This window comes from Streptomyces sp. Qhu_M48, from assembly GCF_051305195.1.
Taxonomy (GTDB): Bacteria; Actinomycetota; Actinomycetes; order Streptomycetales; family Streptomycetaceae; genus Streptomyces.
The window spans coordinates 3,535,455-3,554,225 of the sequence record NZ_CP195432.1; the positions used below are offsets into that span (position 1 = coordinate 3,535,455).

Below are 18,771 nucleotides of genomic sequence, written 5' to 3' on the forward strand. Positions count from 1 at the left end.
CGTCAAGGAGCTCTGACCCATGTCCTTCCTGGTGATCGGCGAGTGCGTCGCCGACATCGTCCGTGCCCCGGTGGGCTCCGGCGCCGCCGACCGCCTCCACCCCGGTGGCAGTCCCGCCAACGTCGCCTACGGTCTGGGGCGGCTCGGCCGGGATGTCACCCTGCTCACCCAGCTCGCCGACGACCCCACCGGACGGCGGATCGGGGCCCATCTCCGGAGCGCGGGCGTACGGGTGGAGATCGGCGGCGCCCCCGTGCGCACCCCGTCGGCCGTCGTCGGCCTCGACGCGGACGGCCGGGCCACGTACACCTTCGACATCGCCTGGAGCCTGGCGGCCCCCGTGCCGGCCGGGCTCGCACCCGACCATGTGCACATCGGGTCGGTCGCCGCCGTCACCGCACCCGGCGCGGACACGGTCCTCGCCGAGACGGAGCGGCTCCGGGACCGGGCCACCGTCAGTTACGACCCCAACGTACGGCCCGCGCTGATGGGGGAGCACGGCGCCGCCGTCGCCCGCGTCGAGCGCTGCGTCGCCCTCGCCGACCTCGTCAAGGCGAGCGACGAGGACCTGGCCTGGCTCCACCCCGGCGAGGACCCGCGCGCGGTCGCCGCCCGCTGGCTGGCCCTCGGCCCGGCCGTCGTCCTGGTCACCCGGGGCGCCGAAGGCTCGTTCGCCCTCACCCGGAGGGAGGAGGTCACCGTGGACGCGCCCCGGGTCGCCGTCGTGGACACGGTCGGCGCGGGCGACTCCTTCATGTCCGCCGTCCTGGACACCCTCGCCGGGCGGGGGCGGGAGGAGCTCGGCGCCCTCGGCGCCGAGTCCCTCGCGGGGCTCCTGCGGAGGGCGGGCGCGGCGGCGGCCGTGACCGTGTCCCGGGCCGGTGCCCAGCCGCCCGACCGGTCCGAACTGGACGCGGCCGAAGCCTTGTTCGGCCTCAGATCCGGGCGTGCGTCGTGATGTCCGAGGCGAACTGCTCGACCAGCTCGGGGGTGACCGTCGGACGGCACTCGCCGATGGCCGCCAGATAGTCGGCGGTGCTCGCCCCGGGCGCTGCGCCGTCACCGCCCCGGCCGCCGGCCGCGAGGAGATCCCGCTCGAAGGAGGCCTGGGCGGCGATCCGGGCCGCGTGCTCGATGTCGGCGGGGGTGAACAGGTCGCTCGCCAGGACCAGTTCGTCGATGTCGACGTCCGTCCGGCCGTCCGTGTAGCGGGACCAGATCGCCGCTCGCGCCGCCTTGTCCGGCGTACCGATCGGGATGAGGTAGTCGAAACGCCCGGGCCGCAGGAACGCCGGATCGAGGGAGCGGATGGAGTTGGTGGCACAGACGAGCAGCCGCTCGTCCCGCTCCCGGAACCCGGGTATCAGCTTGAGGAGTTCGTTCGTCACCCCGTGCATGCCGCCGGGCTGCGCGGGCTCCGAGCGCACCGGGGCGATCTCCTCGACCTCGTCGATGAAGACGAGCACCCGCTCCAGCTCGGCGATCCGTGCGAACGCGGACCGCAGGGCCGCGGCGAGGTTCCCCTCGTCGGCGAGGCGGGAGGGCAGGATCTCCACGAAGGGCCAGCCGAGCCGTGAGGCGATCCCGCGGGCGAACGTGGTCTTGCCGGTGCCCGGCGGTCCGAACAGGCAGACCGCGCGCGGCGGTCGCACTCCGTGCCGGCCGGCCCGCTCCGGTTCGGCGAGCGGCAGCACCACCCGGCGCTCGATGAGGTCCTTCTCCCGCTCCATCCCGGCGACCTTGGACCACAGGTCGCTCGGGAGCAGCCGCCCGCCCAGCTCGTCGAGGAGTCCGGCGGCAGGCCCGTGCAGCGGCTCCACCTTCTCGAAGTAGGCGACGGCGGGCTGACGTGTGTACCCGGCGTTGAGCAGTCCCTCGCCGAGGAGCTCCTCCTCCGGGAGGACGTACGCGATTCGCCCGACCCTGGCGGCCACGAGCCGCCGTTCCAGCTCCACGAGAAGGGCGCTGGCGAGACCGCGGCCGCGCCACGCGGAGGAGATCGCGACGCGCATCACCCACGCTCGTTCTCCGGAGACGCAGGCGAGCGCGGCGCCGATGGGCTTGCCCTGGTGGACGGCGACCACGGCGGGCTGGCGGCTGGTGAGGGCGCCGATGCACTCGGCCAGCGAGAACACGGACTCCTGGCCGAGTTCGGCCGTGGTGTCGATCAGATGGACGACGGCGGCGAGATCGCTCTCGCGGTAGTCGTGGATGTGCCAGTTCACCGGTGGTACCGCCCCTCGTTGGTGCCGTTGCGGCGAGGCTAGGCGGGCTCCCGGGCGCGGGTCGTGCGCCATCCTGCACAAGGGGGTACGGGCGAACGCGCCGTGGCGGCTCTATGCGGAGCGGTGCCGGGGAACGCGGAAGGCCCCCGGAGTTTCCTCCGGGGGCCTTCCGCGTACGAACGACGCCTCAGGGGTCCGGGCGTTCAACAGCCCGGGGGCTTCGGCGGACCGGGCCTTCGGCAGGCCGGGACGGTCAGTAGGCCGGGGCCAGCTTCGGGTTCGGGCCGTGCTCGTTCTCGTGCTGGTCGCCCTCGGTGGCGGCGAAGACGATGAGGATGATGGCGCCCACCAGCGGGATCAGGCCGATGAGGATCCACCAGCCGGAGCGGTTGGTGTCGTGCAGGCGGCGGATGGTCACACCGAGGGACGGCAGGAAGACGGCCAGCGAGTACAGCGTGCTCAGCAGCGAGAAGTCGAGCGCCACACCGATCACGGCGAGCACGATCGCGATGATGATGTTGAACAGCTCGAACATCCAGAATTCCTTGCGGCGCGCCCGGCCGCTGAAGACCGCGTACTTCTTGATGACGTCGAGGTACCAGTTCACTTTGTCCCCCCAAGGACTGGGTATGCGTACGGGAGCCTGTCCCTGTGGAGCAAGCTTTACGCAGAACTTAGGTGGCTGAAACCACATGGGTCAATTCGTTACCGGCCGGTGCCCGTTCCGGATCCGTATAGAGCGAACGGCGGCGCCTCCGGGAGTGGAGGGCCGCCGTTCCGGGAGAGGATCAGAAGATCACGTCCTTCTCTTGCTCATGAGCAGTCCGCCGGCCGTGAGCGAGAACAGGCAGACGCACGCACCGGTGATCACGTTGCTGAGGACGGTGCCGGTGTCGGGACTCTGTCCGACCACCCACGGGGCGACGATCAGCCACGCGCCCATCAGCAGGACGACGAAGTTCAGGTCCTGCGACCGCTCCGGCACCAGCGACATGCACAGGCCGAGGACCGCGAGGGCGATACCGACGACCAGGTTGCTGATGGCGAGAGCGGGCTGGGTCGCGGAGAAGTGGACCGTCCACGCGGAGATCGCGGCATAGATGCCGGCGAGGATCACGAGTTCCTCGACAGCCGTGACACCTCGGGTCCGGAGCATACGGGCATATCGGTCCCGCATTTCCGGCGCGTCCGGGTGTCCCGCGATATCACCAGGACGGTGAGAGACGTCGGCCATACGACTCGCCTCCTTCTGGCGTCATGCACCTGTGAGCGCACGTGCGGCACATGATGCCGCTGCTTCATTGTGCGCTTATCTGGCCTTTATGTGTAGGTCTGCCCGTTAAGGGGTGCGCACAGAATTCGAGCCTCGGATGTGCGGGGAACCACCAAAAGGCGATCTCTGTTCAACAGAAAGTGCGGTGCGGAAGGGAACGGAACGACGCATTGTCATGCGCGGCGCCGAGTGGTGTTCGAGGCGTAGCCTGGAAGTGGACTCGGGGACCGACCCCTCCACCGCCGGGAGCGGATGATGACCGGCATTGTGAAGAAGAGTTTCGACGCGGCGGACGAGACCCGCCCCTTCGAGGACGGCAAGGGCAGGCTCGACCTGGTCACCGGCGAGCGCGGCGCGGTCGGGCGCGCGGTGTTCGAGCCCGGCTGGCAGTGGTCCAAGCACATCAAACCGCTCGCCGGCACCGACAGCTGCGAGGCCTCGCACGTCGGATACGTCGTCAGCGGCCGGATGAAGGTCGTCATGGACGACGGTGACTCGACGGAGTTCGGGGCGGGGGACTACATGGAGGTCAAGCCCGGTCACGACGCCTGGGTGATCGGTGACGAGCCCTGCGTCGCCGTGGACTGGACGGGCTTCGTCGACTACGCGCGCCCGACCGGCTCCTGACGGCACCACGCCCGGGGCCGAAGCGCCGGGCCGACCCGCGACTCGGCACCCGCCCGGGGCCGAAGCGCCGGGCCGACCCGCCCCAGCGCGTCGCCATCGCTCCGGGTCGGCGCCCACGCGCCGATCCGGAGCAGCGGTGCGCGCTCGGCGTCGTCACACGGAGGCGGGCTCCTCCGTGGAGCTGCCCGAGGCGATGCCGAACGCCGGGTCCGGGACGGACTCGGGGGCGAGCAGGACCGAGGACGTGCCGTCCACGCCGACCGGCACGTCACCGTCGATGGTCACGCGGCGCAGCTTGCGCACGTGGTCGTCGGAGTCGTCCACGCCGTAGTGCTGGGTGGCGCGGTTGTCCCAGATGGCCACGTCTCCGACCTGCCACTGCCAGCGCACGGTGTTCTCCGGGCGCTCGACGTGCGACTGGAAGAGGCCGAGGAGCGCGCGGGAGTCGGCGCCCGTCAGCCCGCTGATCCGCTGGACGAAGTTGCCGAGCAGCAGCGTCCTCTCGCCGGTCTCGGGGTGGACCCGTACGACCGGGTGCTCGGTGAGGAACTTCGTCGAGGCGAAGATCTCGCGGAAGCGTGCGAGCTGCTCGGGCAGGACGCCCGGGCGCAGCGCGGCGTAGTCGTAGTCGTTGGAGTGCACGGCGCGCAGGCTGTCGGCGAGGGCGCGCAGCGGCTCGGGGAGGTTCGCGTACGCGGTCGCCGTGTTGGCCCACAGGGTGTTGCCGCCGTACGGCGGGATGACGACCGCGCGCAGGATGGAGAAGGCGGGGTAGGCGGGCACGAAGGTGACGTCGGTGTGCCACTGGTTGGCCCGGCCGCCGTAGTCCGAGTCGATCGGGAAGGAGTATCGGCCGTCGGCGGAGGGGACGGTGGGGTGGGCGACGGGCGTGCCGAGGAGCCGGCCGAAGGCCTCGTGGGCCTCCTCGTCCAGGTGGTCCTGGTCGCGGAAGAAGACGACCTTGTGGGCGAGGAGCGCCGCGCGGATCTCGGCCACGGTCTCGGCGGGCAGGTCGCCGCCTAGGCGGACGCCGGAGATGACGGCGCCGAGGCGTCCGCCGACCTTCTGGACGGTGAGGGTGCTGGTCGCGGTCGACATGGCGGGTCCTTTCGTGGGGCCGGGGAGGGCCCGGTCGTAATTAATTTCGCAGCGGAATTAATGAAGCTGTGCGGGGTCCCGTGGGGGCCCGTGGGGCAGACGGGACCCACCGCGATCCGTGTGGTCCCGAGAGATCTGTGGGATCCCGAGAGGCTGGGGGATCCCGAGAGATCGGTGGGATGCCGTGAGTCTCTCCGGAGGGTCACCGGAGTCGAGGTGGGTCAGGCGGTGGGGCGAGGCCCGCGAGGCCCCGACGGGACGTGACCTGCCGAACGGCGGGCGGGGAGCCCCGCGGATCGGGCGAGAGGTGCGGAGGCGGGACCGGGGGAGCCGATCACGCGAGGGGTCGCGAGGATCAGGCGCCGGAGACGGCGGTACAGGAGGAGGTCGCGAACATGTCCCGGAGACTCGCAGCGGCCGCCACCGGACGTCAAGCGCCCGTCCGCTCCCCGGGCGACCGCCACCGATGGTTGAATCGGCGCCTGCGCGGCCCGGCCACCCCGGTCCGCCGCGCCCCGCCCAACCGGCCTTGACCTGCGGTGTCTTCCCGCCACGGGCGGGGCGGGCCGAGCACGGTGCCGGGGCGCGCGGCAGGCCGACGGTCCCGGCGGCGACCGCCCCGGGAATTCACATCGCCGCAACAGTGACCGGAACCAGTGACCAGAGAGGCACCCATGACGAGGAACTCCCCCCACGCTCCCCGGATGGCGGGCGACGGCCGGCGCGAGGCCAACGCCGCCACCGTCCTGCGCACCGTCCTCGACCACGGACCGGTGGCCCGCGGCGCCGTCGCCAAGCTCTCCGGCCTCAGTCCCGCCGCCGTCTCGCGCCAGGCCACCGACCTCACCCGGCTCGGCCTCCTGCGCGAGCTGCCCGAGCTGGCCGGAGGCGGGGGAGTGGGGCGGCCCCAGATCCCCGTCGACCTGCACATCGGCGCCTCCGGCGGGCCGGTCGCCGGAGGCGTCCACCTCGGTGTCCCCGGCTCGACCTTCGCCCTGGTCGATCTCCGCGGACAGGTCCTGGCCCACCGGACGTACCCCCACGACGGCATCGCGCCGGACAGGCTGCCCGGCGCCGTCGCCCGCGAACTGAGCGGATTCCTGGACGCGCACACCCGAGGGCGCCCCCTGCTCGGCGTCGGCGCCGCGGTCGGCGGCTGGGTGGACCCCGCCGAGGGGGTGGTCGTCCGCCACCAGGCCCTGGGCTGGCGCCGCCGTCCGCTTGCCGCCGAACTCTCCCGCGGCCTCGGCGGGCGCACCGTGCGCCTGGACAACCACGCCCGTTCCATCGCCCAGTCGGAGATCCTCTTCGGCCGCCCGGCCGCCCGCCGGAGCCTGGTCCACCTCTTCGTCGGCAACGTCGTCGACGCGGCCGTCGGGCTCGGCGGGATCGTCCACCAGGGGCCCGGGGCGGCGGCCGGTGACGTGGCACACCTGCCCGTACCGGACTCCACGGTCCCCTGCCCGTGCGGGCGTTCGGGCTGCCTGGAGGCGACCGCCTCGAACACGGCCCTCGGCCGCACCGCCGTCCGGCGCGGGATCGTGCCCGAGCCGGACACCTTCCTGGTCGTGGACGCGGCGGCCGCGGGGGACCGGCGGGCCGACCGTCTGCTGCGCGAGCGCGCCCGCGCGGTGGGCCGCGCCGTGGCCCTCCTGCTCGACGTCCTCAACCCCGATCTGGTCGTCGTGACGGAGCAGTCGAGCGTCCTCGAACCGGAGTACCTGGAGGAGATCCGGGGGGCCGCGATCGACCTCTCGCACGTCTGTGACGATCCCGAACGCATCGTCAGTCCACATGCTGGACCAGCCACGCTGCCCGTCGCGGCAGGCACGGTTCTGCTGAATCCGCTGTTCAGAAGGCCTCTTGAGACGACCGAGGAGCTGCTCGCGCTGGAGGGCGAGAGGTGATGTCGTCTCAGAATGCGGTCAGGCGCGGTTGACCGCCCCGCGAAGCCGCTGTCATATTGCTCCCGTGAATCCGGACATGAGCCTCATCTCCCGCAGGCACGTCGACCTCTGTCGACAGGCCAGCGCGGTCTGTGCCGTCCGCGTCTGACCCAGGCGCCGGCCACCGCGCCGGCCACGCCTACCCCGTTCCGGCTCCGCCGAGGGCGGGCCGCCCGTCCGCGCTCCGCTGACGGACCGCGCCCCTGCCGTCCCGGCCGCCGCACCGGTCGCCTCCTTCGCGCGACGCGCCGTCCCGCGTCCATCTGCCGCGCCACGCATGCCCGGACCTCCGGCGACCTCCCGAGCTCCCTTCCGGCTCCCTCCCGCTTTTTCCTCCTCCTTTTCCTTCCGCAGCGGAACGAATCAACGCGCCCCGTGCGCCTCCGCTCTCCCTTCACAGGCAGGCACCGATGACCGAGCTGTCCCCCTCCACACCCACCGCCCTCTCCCGGCGCACCACCCTGCGCGCCGCGGGCGGAGGCACCCTGCTGCTCGGTCTCGGCCTCACGGGCTGCCGCTCGGCGGTCTCCGAGACCGAGGCGCCCGCCGCGAAGGCCGGTACCGGGCCCCGCCGCGGCGGCACCCTCACCGTCGCCATCAACTCGGACTTCACGCCCAGCCTGCTCTTCGCCCAGAGCGGCCAGTCGCTCCAGCAGCGGCTGATCTACAACACGCTCACCCGCTACGACGACCAGCTGAAGCCGCAGCCCGAACTCGCCACCTCCTGGGAGTACGCCGAGGACGGCCGCAGCATCACCCTCAAGCTCCGCACCGGCGTCACCTACCACGACGGCCGCCCCTTCACCGCCGACGACGTCGTCTTCGCGGTCAGGAACCTGCAGAACCCGCTCAGGGCAGCCCAGTTGAGGGCCACGGCCGCCGCCGTCACCGGATTCGAGAAGCGCGGCGACCACGAACTCGTCCTCAAGCTCGCCCATCCGGTGAACAACCTCTTCGACCTCTTCGAGTTCATGATCCTCACCGACCGGAACAGCGTCGAGGACGCCGTCACCGGCAAGAAGCTCAACGGCACCGGCCCGTTCAAGCTCACCAAGTGGAGCCCCGGCACCGGCCTCAGCTTCACCCGCCACGAGAAGTACTGGCAGCCCGAGCGCCCCTACCTCGACGCCGTCGAGTTCCGGGTCGTGCCGCAGGCGGACGCCCTGCTCTCCTCGCTGCGCACCGGCCAGTCCCAGCTCTCCTTCAGCGTCCCCGGCAGGAACCTCCCCGTCATCGCCTCCACCCCCGAACTCGCGATCAGCGAGTACACCACCGGAGGCGGAGCCTTCTACCTCGGCGTCAACACCACCGTGGCTCCGCTGAACAACAGGACCGTCCGGCAGGCCCTGGCCTGGGGCATCGACCGCGAGCGCATCCTCAAGCAGGTCCTCGGCGGCTACGGACTCGCCTCCGCCACCCCCTGGCCCAAGTCCTCGCCCGCCTTCAGCGAGGCCGGCCGCACCCACTACACGTACGACCCCGGCAAGGCCCGCGAGCTCCTCAGGTCCGCCGGTCACCCCAAGCTCGACCTGCCGCTGCTCCACATCAACCTGCCCGGCGACACCGCCGTCGCCGAGGCGATCCAGTACGACCTCAAGCAGATCGGCGTCCAGGTCACCCTCCAGCCCACCGACCCGGCCACCGCCCAGAAGAACCTCATCTCCCAGTCCATGCCCGGCCTGTGGACCATGAGTCACGGCTTCGCCCAGGTCCAGCCCTCCACCCTCGCGGTGAGCGCCTACCCCTTCAACGAGGCCAAGAACACCTCCAGGTTCCGCTCCGCCGCCTACACGAAGGTCGTCCGCGAAGCCTGGACCAGCCCCGAGACCGGCGCCCGTGCCAACGCGCTGCGCCGGCAGATCACCGACACCCTCCTCGACGAGGCGTTCATCATCGACCTCGTCATCCGGGGTGCCGTCCAGGTCTCCTCGAAGAAACTGCACGGCGTCACCCTCAACAAGTTCGCCTACCTCAACCTCGACGACGCCTACCTGGCGGGCTGAGATGCGCGGCTATCTGCTGCGGAGGCTCCCCTCCGCCCTCCTCGTCCTCCTCGTCGCCTCCTTCCTCGTCTTCGCGCTCCTCCGTCTCGTCCCCGGCGACCCCGCCGCCGTCCTCGCCGGACCCGACGCGAGCCCCGAGACCGAGGCGGCCATCCGGGCCCGCCTCGGCCTCGACGCACCCCTGCTCACCCAGTACGTCCAGTGGCTCGGCGACCTCGTCACCGGCGACCTCGGACCGTCGTACGCGATCGGCGGGCAGACCGCCGACCTCATCGGCGACGGCCTCGGCGCCACCGTCGAACTCACCCTCGGCGCCCTGTTCCTCGTCGTCGTCCTCGGCGCCGCCTTCGGCATCCTCGGGGCGACCTCCCGCAACCGCTGGATCCTCGGCACCGTACGGATCCTCACCACCGGGGCGCTCGCCGTCCCGCCGTTCGTCACCGGCGTCCTCCTCGTCCTGCTCTTCTCCGTCCTCCTCGGCGTCCTGCCCCCGGGCGGCCGCGTCCCGCTCCTCACCGCCCCCGACCTCGGCGTCCAGTACCTGCTGCTGCCCGCCCTCTGCCTCGCCCTGCCCAGCGCCGCAGTCCTCGGCCGCTACCTCAAGGACGGCATCGAACGCGCCCTCGGCGAGGACTACGTCCGCACCGCCACCGCCGCCGGCATCGCCCCCCGCCGCCTGCTCTGGCGGCACGCCCTGCCCAACGCCCTGCCGCCCGTCGTCACCCTCCTCGGCATGCAGACCGGCAACCTCCTCGGCGGCGCCGTCCTCGTCGAGGCGATCTTCGCCTGGCCCGGCCTCGGCCAGCTCGCCGAACAGGCCCTGGTCCGCCGCGACTACCCCGTCGTACAGGACCTCCTGCTGCTCCTCGTCACCGTCTTCGTCCTCGTCCAGCTCTTCACCGACCTCGTCCACGCCTGGCTCGACCCCCGGATCAGGTGGGAGTGACCATGCCGACTCACACCGTCAAGCCGTCCCCGGCCACCGCCGGAACGACCCCGGCCCGCAGGACCCCTCACCCCTACCGGGCCGCCCTCGCCACCGTCCGCGGCCGCACCGGACTCGCCCTCGTGGGGCTCGTCGTCCTGGCCGGGCTCCTCGCCCCGCTCCTCTCCGGACACGGCCCCACCGACCAGAGCGCCCTCGCGCTCGCCGGACCCGGCACCCCCGGCCACCCGCTCGGCACCGACGACCTCGGCCGCGACCTGCTCTCCCGCCTGCTCCACGGCATCCGCGCGGACCTCGCCATCATCGCCGTCGCCGTCCCGCTCGGCGCCGTCCTCGGCTGCCTGTTCGCGCTGGCCGCCGCCGCGCACCCGGTCGCCGACACCGTCGTCCAGCGCGTCTTCGACCTGGTCCTCGCCTTCCCCGGGCTGATCCTGGCGCTCGCCATCACCGCCGTCCTCGGTCCCGGCAGGCTCCCCGTGATCATCGTCATCGCCCTCGCCGAGATCCCCGTCTTCGGACGGCTCCTGCGCACCGGCATCCTCGTCCAGCGCGGCCGGGAGTACGTGACGGCCGCCCGCGTCGGCGGCACCTCGGGCAGCCGGATCCTCACCCGGCACATCCTGCCCAACGCCGCCGACCCGCTCGTCGTCCAGATCGCCGTCTCCCTCACCGTCGCCGTCTTCATCGAAGGCGCGATGAGCTTCCTAGGGGTGGGGGTCCGGCCTCCCGAACCCACCCTCGGGGCGGTCCTCAGCCAGTCGATGCCCTACCTCGCCCAGGCCCCGCACTTCGCGGCCGGACCGCTCGTGACCGTGACCGCGCTCGTCCTCGGCCTCTCCCTGACCGCCGAGGCACTGAACCGGGAGATACGCCGATGACCACCCCACCGCTCCTCGACGTCCAGGGCCTCGACGTCGAGTTCACCACCCCCGACGGAGGGACGCTGCACGCCGTCCGGGACGTGTCCTTCACACTCCGCCGGGGCGAGACCCTCGCCGTCGTCGGCGAGTCCGGCTCCGGCAAGTCCACCACCGCCCTCGCCCTGCTCGGGATGCTGCCCGGCACGGGCCGCGTCGCCGGCGGAACCGTCCGCCTCGACGGGGAGGACCTCGTCACGGCGGGGGAGGAACGGCTCCGGGCCGTCCGCGGCGTCCGTGTCGGCATGATCTTCCAGGACCCGATGACGGCCCTCAACCCCGTCCTCACCGTCGGCCGCCACCTCGACGAGGTCCTCCGCGCCCACGCGGGCCGGGACCGCACCACCGGCCGCGACACCACCGGCCGGCCCCCCGGGACCGACCGCCCCGGCACGACCACCGACCGCCCCGGCACGACCTCCGGCCGCGACAAGCCCGCCCGCCGTGACAGGGCCGCCCGGCGCGCCCGTGCCGTCGAACTCCTGCGCCTCGTCGGCATCCCCGACCCCGAGCGCCGACTCGACGACCATCCGCACCAGTTCTCCGGCGGTCAGCGCCAGCGCGTCCTCATCGCCATGGCCCTCGCCGGCGAACCCGACATCCTCCTCGCCGACGAACCCACCACCGCCCTCGACGCCACCGTCCAGGACCAGATCCTCACCCTCCTCGGTGACCTCACCCGTACCACCGGCACCGCCCTCGTCCTGATCACCCACAACATGGGCGTCGTCGCCCGCGCCTGCGACCGCGTCCTCGTCATGTACGGAGGCACGGTCGTCGAGGACGGGCCCACCGCCGAGGTCCTCAGCCACCCCCGGCACCCGTACACCGCCGGTCTCCTCGCCGCCGTACCCCGTCTGTCCGCCCCCTCCGGCACCCGGCTCACCGGCATCCCCGGGACCCCGCCCGACCTCGGCCTGCCGCTCGCCGGCTGCGCGTTCGCCGCCCGCTGCGCGTTCGCCGAGGACCGCTGCCACACCGCCGCACCCCCGCTGGTCGCCCTCACCGACACGGTGCGCGCCGCCTGCCTGCCCGCCGCCGAACGGGACGAGCCGCTCCCGCCGCCCCCGCCGCCCGCCCGTACCGACCGGCCCGCCCCCGGGGCCGTCGTCCTCACCGCCGAAGGGATCCGCAAGACGTACCGGGGACGCGGCCGCCGCTCCTTCACCGCCCTCGACGACGTCTCCCTCACCCTGGCGGCGGGCGAGACCCTCGGCATCGTCGGCGAGTCCGGCTCCGGCAAGTCGACCCTCGCCAGGGTCCTCGCCCACGCCCACCCGGCCGACGCCGGCCGGATCCTCCTCGAAGGCCAGGACGTCACCCGGCCCGGCCGCGCCGAGCTCCACTCCGTACGCCGCCGCGTCCAGATGGTCTTCCAGGACCCGTACGCCTCCCTCAACCCCCGCATGAGCGTGGGCGAGATCGTCGCGGAACCCCTGCGCGCCTTCGGCATCGGAGCCCCGGGGGAGCGGGCCGGGCGGGTCGCGGAACTCCTCCGCCGGGTCGGCCTCGACCCGGCCGCGGCCGACCGGCCCCCGCGCTCCTTCTCCGGCGGTCAGCGCCAGCGCATCGGCATCGCCCGCGCCCTCGCCCCCGAACCGTCCGTCCTCATCTGCGACGAACCCGTCTCCGCACTCGACGTCTCCGTCCAGGCCCAGATCGTCGGCCTGCTCACCGACCTCCAGCGCGACCTGGGTCTCGCCCTCGTCTTCATCGCCCACGACCTGGCCGTCGTCCGCCAGGTCAGCCACCGCATCGCCGTCATGCACGAGGGCCGGATCGTGGAGACCGGCGGCGCCGACGAGCTGTGCGACCACCCCCGCGACCCCTACACGCGCGCGCTGCTCGCCGCCGCGCCCGAACCCGCACCGGTCGCGCCCCCACGCGTCCCCGTCGCGGCCGAGGCGGTGTCCGCGTGAGCGCCTGCTGCACCCCGGGCCGCGCCCGCACGGAAGACGGCGGACAGCCGGAGACCCTCCCGCTCCTTCCGCCGACCACCGCCCGGACCACCCCGAGGCCCCACCCCATGGTGGAGCTGCCGGGCGGAACCTTCCGCATGGGCGACTCCTTCGGCGAGGGATACCCCGCCGACCGTGAGGGACCCGTACGGGAGGTGACCGTCGCGCCCTTCGCGATCGACGCCACCGCCGTCACCAACGCCCGGTACGCCGAGTTCGTCGAGGCCACCGGACACCGCACCGACGCCGAACGCTTCGGCTCCTCCTTCGTCTTCCACCTCCTGGTCCACCCCGCCGCCGACCGCCACGTCCTCGGCCGGGTGCCGCAGGCCCCCTGGTGGCTCGGTGTCGCCGGGGCCGCCTGGCACGCCCCCGAGGGCCCCGGCTCCGACCTCGAAGGCCGCGCCGACCACCCCGTCGTCCACATCAGTCACGGCGACGCCCTCGCCTACTGCGCCTGGGCCGGTGCCCGGCTCCCCACCGAGGCCGAATGGGAGTACGCCGCCCGCGGCGGCCTCGACGGCGCCCGCTACCCCTGGGGCGACGAGTTCACCCCGGGCGGCCGGGAGATGTGCAACACCTGGACCGGCGACTTCCCGCACCGCTCCGAGCGGCCCGGCGGATACATCGGCACCGTCCCCGTCACCGCGTACGCGCCCAACGGCCACGGCCTGTACAACACCTCCGGCAACGTCTGGGAGTGGTGCGCGGACGCCTTCGGCCCGGGCGAGCACGTCATCCGCGGCGGCTCCTACCTCTGCCACACCTCCTACTGCAACCGCTACCGGGTCGCGGCCCGCTCCCACAACACCCCCGACTCCTCGACCGGCCACGGCGGATTCCGCTGCGCCCGCTCGCTGCCCCCGGAAGGACCCGCTCCCGCATGACCACCGGCCCCCACCGCGACGCGCCCCTGCCCGGCCCCGCCCGCCGCGACCCCTACGAGGGCTTCGCCGGCCGCGTCGGCCGTACCTTCGCCGAGTCCGAACCCGCCTGGCCCACCCGTACCACCCCGCCCGCCAAGGCCCCCAACATCGTCGTCGTCCTCGTCGACGACATGGGCTTCAGCGACATCGGCCCCTTCGGCTCCGAGATCCCCACACCGGTCCTCGACGGCCTCGCCGACGACGGCGTGCGGCTCACCAACTACCACACCATGCCGCTCTGCTCACCCGCCCGCGCCGCCCTGCTCACCGGCCTCAACCCGCACCGCGTCGGCTACGCCATGGTCGCCAACTCCGACCCCGGCTTCCCCGGCTACGGCATGGAGATCGCCGACGACATCCCCACCCTCGCCGAACTCCTCCACGACGCCGGCTACGCCACCTACGCCGTCGGCAAGTGGCACCTCGTCCGCGACTCCGCCTCCAACGCGTCCGACCACCGGGGCAACTGGCCCCTCCAGAAGGGCTTCGACCAGTACTACGGCGTCCTGGAAGGGCTCACCAGCCTCTTCCACCCGCACCAGCTCGTCCGGGACAACAGCCCCCTCGACATCGACGAGTTCCCCGACGACTACTACTACACCGACGACATCACCGACCAGGCGATCTCCATGGTGAAGTCGCTGCGCGCCCACGAGCCCGACAAGCCCTTCTTCCTCTACCTCGCCCACAACGCCGTCCACGGCCCCCTCCAGGCCAAGGCCGAGGACATCGCCCGACACCGCGGCCGCTACGACGAGGGCTGGGACGCCCTGCGCGAACGGCGCTTCGCCGCCCAGATCGCCGCCGGCCTCTTCCCGCCCGGCACCGAACTCCCCGCCCGCAACGGCGAGGCCGGACTCGACGTCCCCGCCTGGGACTCCCTGACGGAAAACCAGCGACTGCTCTACGCGCGCTACATGGAGGTGTACGCGGCCCTCGTCGACAACATCGACCAGAACCTCGGCCGCCTCACCGACACCCTCGACGCCCTCGGCGAACTCGACAACACCATCATCGTCTTCACCTCCGACAACGGCGGCACCGGCGAGGGCGGCGCGGAGGGCACCCGCTCCTACTTCAGCCGCTTCGTCCACCACCCCCGCCTCCCCGGCGACTGGGACCCCGACGTCGACCGCGACCCCGAACTCATCGGCGGCCCCCGCAGCCTCGTCCACTACCCCCGGGGCTGGGGCATGGCCTCCAACACCCCGTTCCGCCTCTACAAGGGCCACACCTACGCGGGCGGCGTCCGCGTGCCCTTCGTCCTCTCCTGGCCCGAGGGGGTCAGGGACGGCCGCCTCGCCACCGGGCTGCGCCCCCAGTACCAGTACGTCACCGACATCACCCCCACCCTTCTCGAACTCGCCGGTCTCGCCCGGCCCGAGACCCGCCGGGGCGTCCCCCTCCAGGAACCGGACGGCGTCAGCTTCACCCCCGTCCTCACCGACCCCGCCCACGGCTCGACCCACCCCGAGCAGTACTGCGAGATGACCGGCAACCGCAGCCACTACCGCGACGGCCACAAGCTCGTCACCCTGCACCGGCCCGGCGCCCCCTACGACGACTCCGAATGGGCGCTGTACGACATCCGTACCGACCCCACCGAGATCCACGACCTCGCCGCCGAACACCCCGCGCTCGTCAAGGAGCTCTCCGAGGCCTGGGAGGAGGCCGCCCGGCGCAACGGCGTCTTCCCGCTGCCCGACCACAGCGGCGCCCTCGCCCGCCGCAACCCCGCCGAGGAGCGGCTCGCCCGCCCCCTCACCCTGCTGCCCGGCACCCCGGAACTGGAGCGGTACCGCTCCTCCCGGCTCGTCTCCCTCCGCTCCTTCGAGATCACCGTGGCCGTCGACGAGGCCGGGGACGGTGTCCTCGTCTCCCACGGAGACCAGGGCGGCGGCTACAGCCTGTACGTCGAGAACGGCCGGCTGACCCTCGCGTACAACGAGTACGGCACCCTCCACGAGACCGACGCCGGCCCCCTCGCCCCCGGCCCGCACGAGATCCTCCTCACCGCCGCCGCCGAGGAAGGACTGCGCTGGCGGTTCACCGTCACCGTGGACGGCGAGCACCGCGCCACCCCCGACAGCGTCCACCAGCTCATCGGCATGGCCCCCTTCCAGGGGATCAGCGTCGGCGTCGACCGGAAGTCGCCCGTCTCCTGGCCCGTCCACGAACGCCACCGGTCCTTCCGCTTCACCGGCCGCCTGCGCTCCGTCACCTACCGGCCCGGCGCCCCCGGCCCCGACGCGCCCGAGGCCGTCGCCGCCGCGCTCAAGGAGGCCGCGGCGGCCTTCGAGTAGTCCGGCCCGCGCGCGGGCGGGCGGCGAAACCCCTGGCCGCCCGAGCGGGCCCGCGTCACCATGGCCGTATGACGTTCCAGGATCAGGCCGCCCAGGACCCCGAGGTCGCCGAAGCCGTCGCGGGGGAACTGCGCCTCATGGACCCGGCCGTCCGCGTCTCCCGGTCGCTCGCCGCCGAACTGCTCGACCCTGAGTTCGTCGAGGTCGGTGCCTCCGGCCGGCGCTGGACGTACGAGGAGATGCTCGCCGCGCTCCCCGAGATGGCCGGCAGCACCGAGGACGGGCAGCGGTACGAACCCGCCGGCCTCACCGGCAGCACCCTCGCCCCCGGCCTCGTCCACCTCACGTACGAGACGCTCCACGGCGGCCGCAGGGCCCGGCGCAGCTCGCTCTGGCGCCGCGACCCCGCCGCGCCGGACGGTTCGCGTCTGCGGATGTACTACCACCAGGCCACGCCCGTACCCGAGACGGGCCCTCAGCCGTAGGCGTCGGTGACGCAGTCGACCGCACACCGTCCCTGCTCGTACCGGCGGCGCAGCGCCGCCGCCGCGTGCCGCCGTTCGACCCCGGCGTACCCGTAGCGGTCCTGTGTCGTCCGGACCACGGCCTCGACGGTGACGATCGCCGGTTCACCCGCGCCGGCGGACCGTCGGGCCACCGCGATCACGTGGTCGGCTGCCCTCTGGAGGTCCCGGGCGTACTCCCGCTGGGCCACGGAACGCGCCCGCGAGGCGGCGAACGGGCGTACCGCCCGCCCCTTCCAGCGCACACCGGCGGTCACGAGCAGCGCACCGAACAGGACCACGAGCATCCCCACCACGGCATCGGGGTCCCACCTCATCGCCGGCCGCCTTCCCCCAGGACCAGCCCGGCCGTCCGGGCCTTCCGAGTCTAGGGCTCGGGACGCCCCTCACGCGGCCGTCCGCCGGGAGGGTGTCCGGATGTCGGCCTCCCGGCGGACGGAACGGACGAGGGGCCCGGACGCCCCGCCGGGCGTCCCCGGCCCGGAGCACGCCCGTGGTCCGGGCCGGGGCACGCCCGTGGTCCGGGCGGGGGCCTCCGGTCCGGCGGCTCGGGTGGTCCGGGCCGGAGGCCCCAGGTGGTCCGGTCCGGTGTGCCTGGCCTGTAGTCCCGAGCGTGAGCTCCGGTGTGCCCGGCGGGAAGTCCCGAGCGTGCGCTCCGGCGTCCACCCGTTTTGATGTCGGGGGTCGGCGCGTGGTTGTGTGGCCGGTCGGCGAGAGGGGTACGGCATGACGGGCAGGGCGTCCCTGGGGCGCGACTTCGGGTGGCTGTGGGCGGCGTACGCGGCCGGCACCCTGGGCACCTGGATCGCCTTCAACGCCTTCCCGCTGCTCGCCATCACCGTGCTGCACAAGGGCGCCGCCGAGGTCGCCGCCCTCGCCGCCGTGGGGGCCGCCGTGGGGTCGGCGGTCGCCGTGCCGCTCGGCCCCTGGGTGGAGTTCCGCCGCAAGCGGCCCGTGATGATCGCCATGGACCTCGCGCGGGGCGCGGCGCTGCTGAGCCTCGCCGCCGCCTACGCGCTCGACCGGCTCTCCTTCGTCCAGCTCCTGGCCGTCTCCGTCGTCGTCGCGGCGGCCGACATCACCTTCGGCGCCGCCTCCGGCGCCTTCCTCAAGACCCTCCTGGGGCCGGAGGACCGGCTCGTCGCCCAGGCCAGGTTCGAATCCACGACATGGACCGCGACCGTGCTGGGACCGCCGCTCGGCAGTGGTCTGGTCGCGCTGCTCGGCCCGGTGGCGGTGGTCCTGGCCGACGCCCTGAGCTACCTCCTCTCGGCGGTCGGCATCCGCGCGATCCGGGGGCGCGAGCCCTGGCCGGACCCCGCCCGCGAGAAACGGCCGCCCCTGCGCGCCGGTGATCTCCTCGCGGGCTGGCGGCACATCCTCGCCCACCCCCTGCTGCGTCCGCTGTTCCTCAACACCGTCCTGGTCAACGGCCTGATCATGGCGACCGCGCCGCTCCTCGCCGTCCTGATGCTGGGGCCGCTCGGCTTCGCCCCCTGGCAGTACGGGCTCGCCTTCGCGGTGCCCTGCGTCGGCGGACTCGTCGGCTCGCGGCTCGCCCGGCCGCTCGTGGCGCGCTACGGCCGGCACCGGGTCCTGCTGACCTCGGGGGTGCTGCGCGCCTGCTGGCCCGTCGGGCTGGTCCTCGTCCACCCCGGCGCCGGTGGGCTCCTGCTCGTGATGGTGGTCGAGTTCGCCCTGATCACCTGCTCGGCCGTCTTCGCCCCGGTGCTCGCCGCCCACCGTCTCGACGTGACGGCGACCGACCGGGTCGTCCGTACCCTCACCGCCTGGTCGGTCACCACGAAGGCCTCCGTCGCGGCCCTGACCGCGCTCTGGGGGCTCCTCGGCGCCGCCGTCGGGCCCCGGGCCGCCATCGGCCTCGCCGGTGTCGTGCTGCTCGCGACCCCGCTGCTCCTGCCGCGGAGGGAGCCGTCGGAGGCCACGGAGGCAGTCGGCTGAGGCCGGGGAGGACGGCGGCGGAGGTCACGGAGGCAGTCGCCCGAGGGCGGGGAGGGAGCCGGC

General features: G+C 73.3%; 17 protein-coding genes. 12 read left to right on the forward strand and 5 right to left on the reverse strand.

Features of this window, described 5'->3' with window-relative positions; translation table 11 throughout:
* The first annotated feature begins 19 nt into the window (after positions 1-19).
* Positions 20-958 carry a carbohydrate kinase family protein gene (locus tag ACRRSS_RS16175; RefSeq protein WP_435971830.1) on the forward strand — a complete coding sequence of 313 codons (939 nt, stop codon included), beginning with the start codon at positions 20-22 and terminating at the stop codon, positions 956-958.
* On the opposite strand, the gene ACRRSS_RS16180 is transcribed toward ACRRSS_RS16175, so the two are convergent.
* From ACRRSS_RS16180 to ACRRSS_RS16190, 3 genes are all read right to left on the reverse strand, one after another.
* Positions 936-2,225, reverse strand: a complete 1,290-nt coding sequence (locus tag ACRRSS_RS16180; RefSeq protein WP_435971831.1) for an ATP-binding protein — start codon at positions 2,223-2,225, stop codon at positions 936-938. The genes ACRRSS_RS16175 and ACRRSS_RS16180 overlap by 23 nt on opposite strands.
* A 253-nt stretch (positions 2,226-2,478) precedes the next feature.
* Positions 2,479-2,832 carry a DUF805 domain-containing protein gene (locus ACRRSS_RS16185; RefSeq protein ID WP_435971832.1) on the reverse strand — a complete coding sequence of 118 codons (354 nt, stop codon included), beginning with the start codon at positions 2,830-2,832 and terminating at the stop codon, positions 2,479-2,481.
* A 189-nt stretch (positions 2,833-3,021) separates the two neighbouring features.
* Complete coding sequence (locus ACRRSS_RS16190) at positions 3,022-3,381, reverse strand: SPW repeat protein (RefSeq protein WP_435971833.1); 360 nt, start codon at positions 3,379-3,381, stop codon at positions 3,022-3,024.
* A gap of 372 nt (positions 3,382-3,753) precedes the next feature.
* On the opposite strand from ACRRSS_RS16190, the gene ACRRSS_RS16195 reads away from it, so the two are divergent.
* Positions 3,754-4,125, forward strand: coding sequence for a cupin domain-containing protein (locus tag ACRRSS_RS16195; protein ID WP_435971834.1), 372 nt, complete (start codon positions 3,754-3,756; stop codon positions 4,123-4,125).
* Between the two features lie 153 nt (positions 4,126-4,278).
* Here ACRRSS_RS16195 and ACRRSS_RS16200 read toward each other — a convergent pair whose 3' ends face one another.
* A complete protein-coding gene (locus ACRRSS_RS16200; protein ID WP_435971835.1) occupies positions 4,279-5,223 on the reverse strand; it encodes a TauD/TfdA dioxygenase family protein in 945 nt (314 codons plus the stop codon).
* Positions 5,224-5,897: 674 nt separating this feature from the next.
* Between ACRRSS_RS16200 and ACRRSS_RS16205 the strand changes: the two genes are divergently transcribed.
* The 9 genes from ACRRSS_RS16205 (at position 5,898) to ACRRSS_RS16245 (ending at position 16,707) form a co-directional block, all read left to right on the forward strand.
* Positions 5,898-7,130, forward strand: a complete 1,233-nt coding sequence (locus ACRRSS_RS16205) for an ROK family protein (RefSeq protein WP_435971836.1) — start codon at positions 5,898-5,900, stop codon at positions 7,128-7,130.
* 76 nt (positions 7,131-7,206) lie between these two features.
* Complete coding sequence (locus ACRRSS_RS16210; RefSeq protein ID WP_327166350.1) at positions 7,207-7,278, forward strand: putative leader peptide; 72 nt, start codon at positions 7,207-7,209, stop codon at positions 7,276-7,278.
* A gap of 301 nt (positions 7,279-7,579) precedes the next feature.
* A complete protein-coding gene (locus tag ACRRSS_RS16215) occupies positions 7,580-9,172 on the forward strand; it encodes an ABC transporter substrate-binding protein (RefSeq protein ID WP_435971837.1) in 1,593 nt (530 codons plus the stop codon).
* 1 nt (position 9,173) lies between these two features.
* The gene (locus tag ACRRSS_RS16220) at positions 9,174-10,118 is read left to right on the forward strand and encodes an ABC transporter permease (RefSeq protein WP_435971838.1); all 945 of its coding nucleotides are present in this window, start codon (positions 9,174-9,176) and stop codon (positions 10,116-10,118) included.
* A 2-nt stretch (positions 10,119-10,120) separates the two neighbouring features.
* Positions 10,121-10,996, forward strand: coding sequence for an ABC transporter permease (locus tag ACRRSS_RS16225; protein WP_435971839.1), 876 nt, complete (start codon positions 10,121-10,123; stop codon positions 10,994-10,996).
* On the forward strand, positions 10,993-12,954 hold the full coding sequence (locus tag ACRRSS_RS16230) for a dipeptide ABC transporter ATP-binding protein (protein ID WP_435971840.1): 1,962 nt from the start codon (positions 10,993-10,995) through the stop codon (positions 12,952-12,954). Before ACRRSS_RS16225 ends, ACRRSS_RS16230 begins: the two co-directional genes overlap by 4 nt.
* Before the next feature lie 107 nt (positions 12,955-13,061).
* Positions 13,062-13,880 (forward strand): formylglycine-generating enzyme family protein, encoded by an 819-nt coding sequence (locus ACRRSS_RS16235; protein WP_435975346.1) that lies wholly within the window; start codon positions 13,062-13,064, stop codon positions 13,878-13,880.
* Complete coding sequence (locus ACRRSS_RS16240) at positions 13,877-16,222, forward strand: arylsulfatase (RefSeq protein WP_435971841.1); 2,346 nt, start codon at positions 13,877-13,879, stop codon at positions 16,220-16,222. The genes ACRRSS_RS16235 and ACRRSS_RS16240 overlap by 4 nt, the downstream gene beginning before the upstream one ends.
* Before the next feature lie 68 nt (positions 16,223-16,290).
* Positions 16,291-16,707, forward strand: coding sequence for a DUF4440 domain-containing protein (locus ACRRSS_RS16245; protein WP_435971842.1), 417 nt, complete (start codon positions 16,291-16,293; stop codon positions 16,705-16,707).
* Here ACRRSS_RS16245 and ACRRSS_RS16250 read toward each other — a convergent pair.
* The gene (locus tag ACRRSS_RS16250) at positions 16,698-17,063 is read right to left on the reverse strand and encodes a hypothetical protein (RefSeq protein WP_351903076.1); all 366 of its coding nucleotides are present in this window, start codon (positions 17,061-17,063) and stop codon (positions 16,698-16,700) included. The two genes, ACRRSS_RS16245 and ACRRSS_RS16250, sit on opposite strands and share 10 nt — an antisense overlap.
* 409 nt (positions 17,064-17,472) lie before the next feature.
* Here ACRRSS_RS16250 and ACRRSS_RS16255 point away from each other — a divergent pair, with 409 nt between their 5' ends.
* Positions 17,473-18,708 carry an MFS transporter gene (locus ACRRSS_RS16255; protein WP_435971843.1) on the forward strand — a complete coding sequence of 412 codons (1,236 nt, stop codon included), beginning with the start codon at positions 17,473-17,475 and terminating at the stop codon, positions 18,706-18,708.
* Positions 18,709-18,771 lie beyond the last annotated feature (63 nt).

What these genes read in the sequence shown, in the direction of transcription:
- ACRRSS_RS16230 (WP_435971840.1), top strand. Translation starts at nt 10,993, where the DNA reads ATGACCACCCCACCGCTCCTCGACGTCCAGGGCCTCGACGTCGAGTTC.
- ACRRSS_RS16250 (WP_351903076.1), bottom strand. Translation starts at nt 17,063, where the DNA reads ATGAGGTGGGACCCCGATGCCGTGGTGGGGATGCTCGTGGTCCTGTTC.
- ACRRSS_RS16175 (WP_435971830.1), top strand. Translation starts at nt 20, where the DNA reads ATGTCCTTCCTGGTGATCGGCGAGTGCGTCGCCGACATCGTCCGTGCC.
- ACRRSS_RS16195 (WP_435971834.1), top strand. Translation starts at nt 3,754, where the DNA reads ATGACCGGCATTGTGAAGAAGAGTTTCGACGCGGCGGACGAGACCCGC.
- ACRRSS_RS16215 (WP_435971837.1), top strand. Translation starts at nt 7,580, where the DNA reads ATGACCGAGCTGTCCCCCTCCACACCCACCGCCCTCTCCCGGCGCACC.
- ACRRSS_RS16200 (WP_435971835.1), bottom strand. Translation starts at nt 5,223, where the DNA reads ATGTCGACCGCGACCAGCACCCTCACCGTCCAGAAGGTCGGCGGACGC.
- ACRRSS_RS16205 (WP_435971836.1), top strand. Translation starts at nt 5,898, where the DNA reads ATGACGAGGAACTCCCCCCACGCTCCCCGGATGGCGGGCGACGGCCGG.
- ACRRSS_RS16240 (WP_435971841.1), top strand. Translation starts at nt 13,877, where the DNA reads ATGACCACCGGCCCCCACCGCGACGCGCCCCTGCCCGGCCCCGCCCGC.
- ACRRSS_RS16220 (WP_435971838.1), top strand. Translation starts at nt 9,174, where the DNA reads ATGCGCGGCTATCTGCTGCGGAGGCTCCCCTCCGCCCTCCTCGTCCTC.
- ACRRSS_RS16235 (WP_435975346.1), top strand. Translation starts at nt 13,062, where the DNA reads ATGGTGGAGCTGCCGGGCGGAACCTTCCGCATGGGCGACTCCTTCGGC.
- ACRRSS_RS16255 (WP_435971843.1), top strand. Translation starts at nt 17,473, where the DNA reads ATGACGGGCAGGGCGTCCCTGGGGCGCGACTTCGGGTGGCTGTGGGCG.
- ACRRSS_RS16190 (WP_435971833.1), bottom strand. Translation starts at nt 3,381, where the DNA reads ATGCTCCGGACCCGAGGTGTCACGGCTGTCGAGGAACTCGTGATCCTC.
- ACRRSS_RS16225 (WP_435971839.1), top strand. Translation starts at nt 10,121, where the DNA reads ATGCCGACTCACACCGTCAAGCCGTCCCCGGCCACCGCCGGAACGACC.
- ACRRSS_RS16245 (WP_435971842.1), top strand. Translation starts at nt 16,291, where the DNA reads ATGACGTTCCAGGATCAGGCCGCCCAGGACCCCGAGGTCGCCGAAGCC.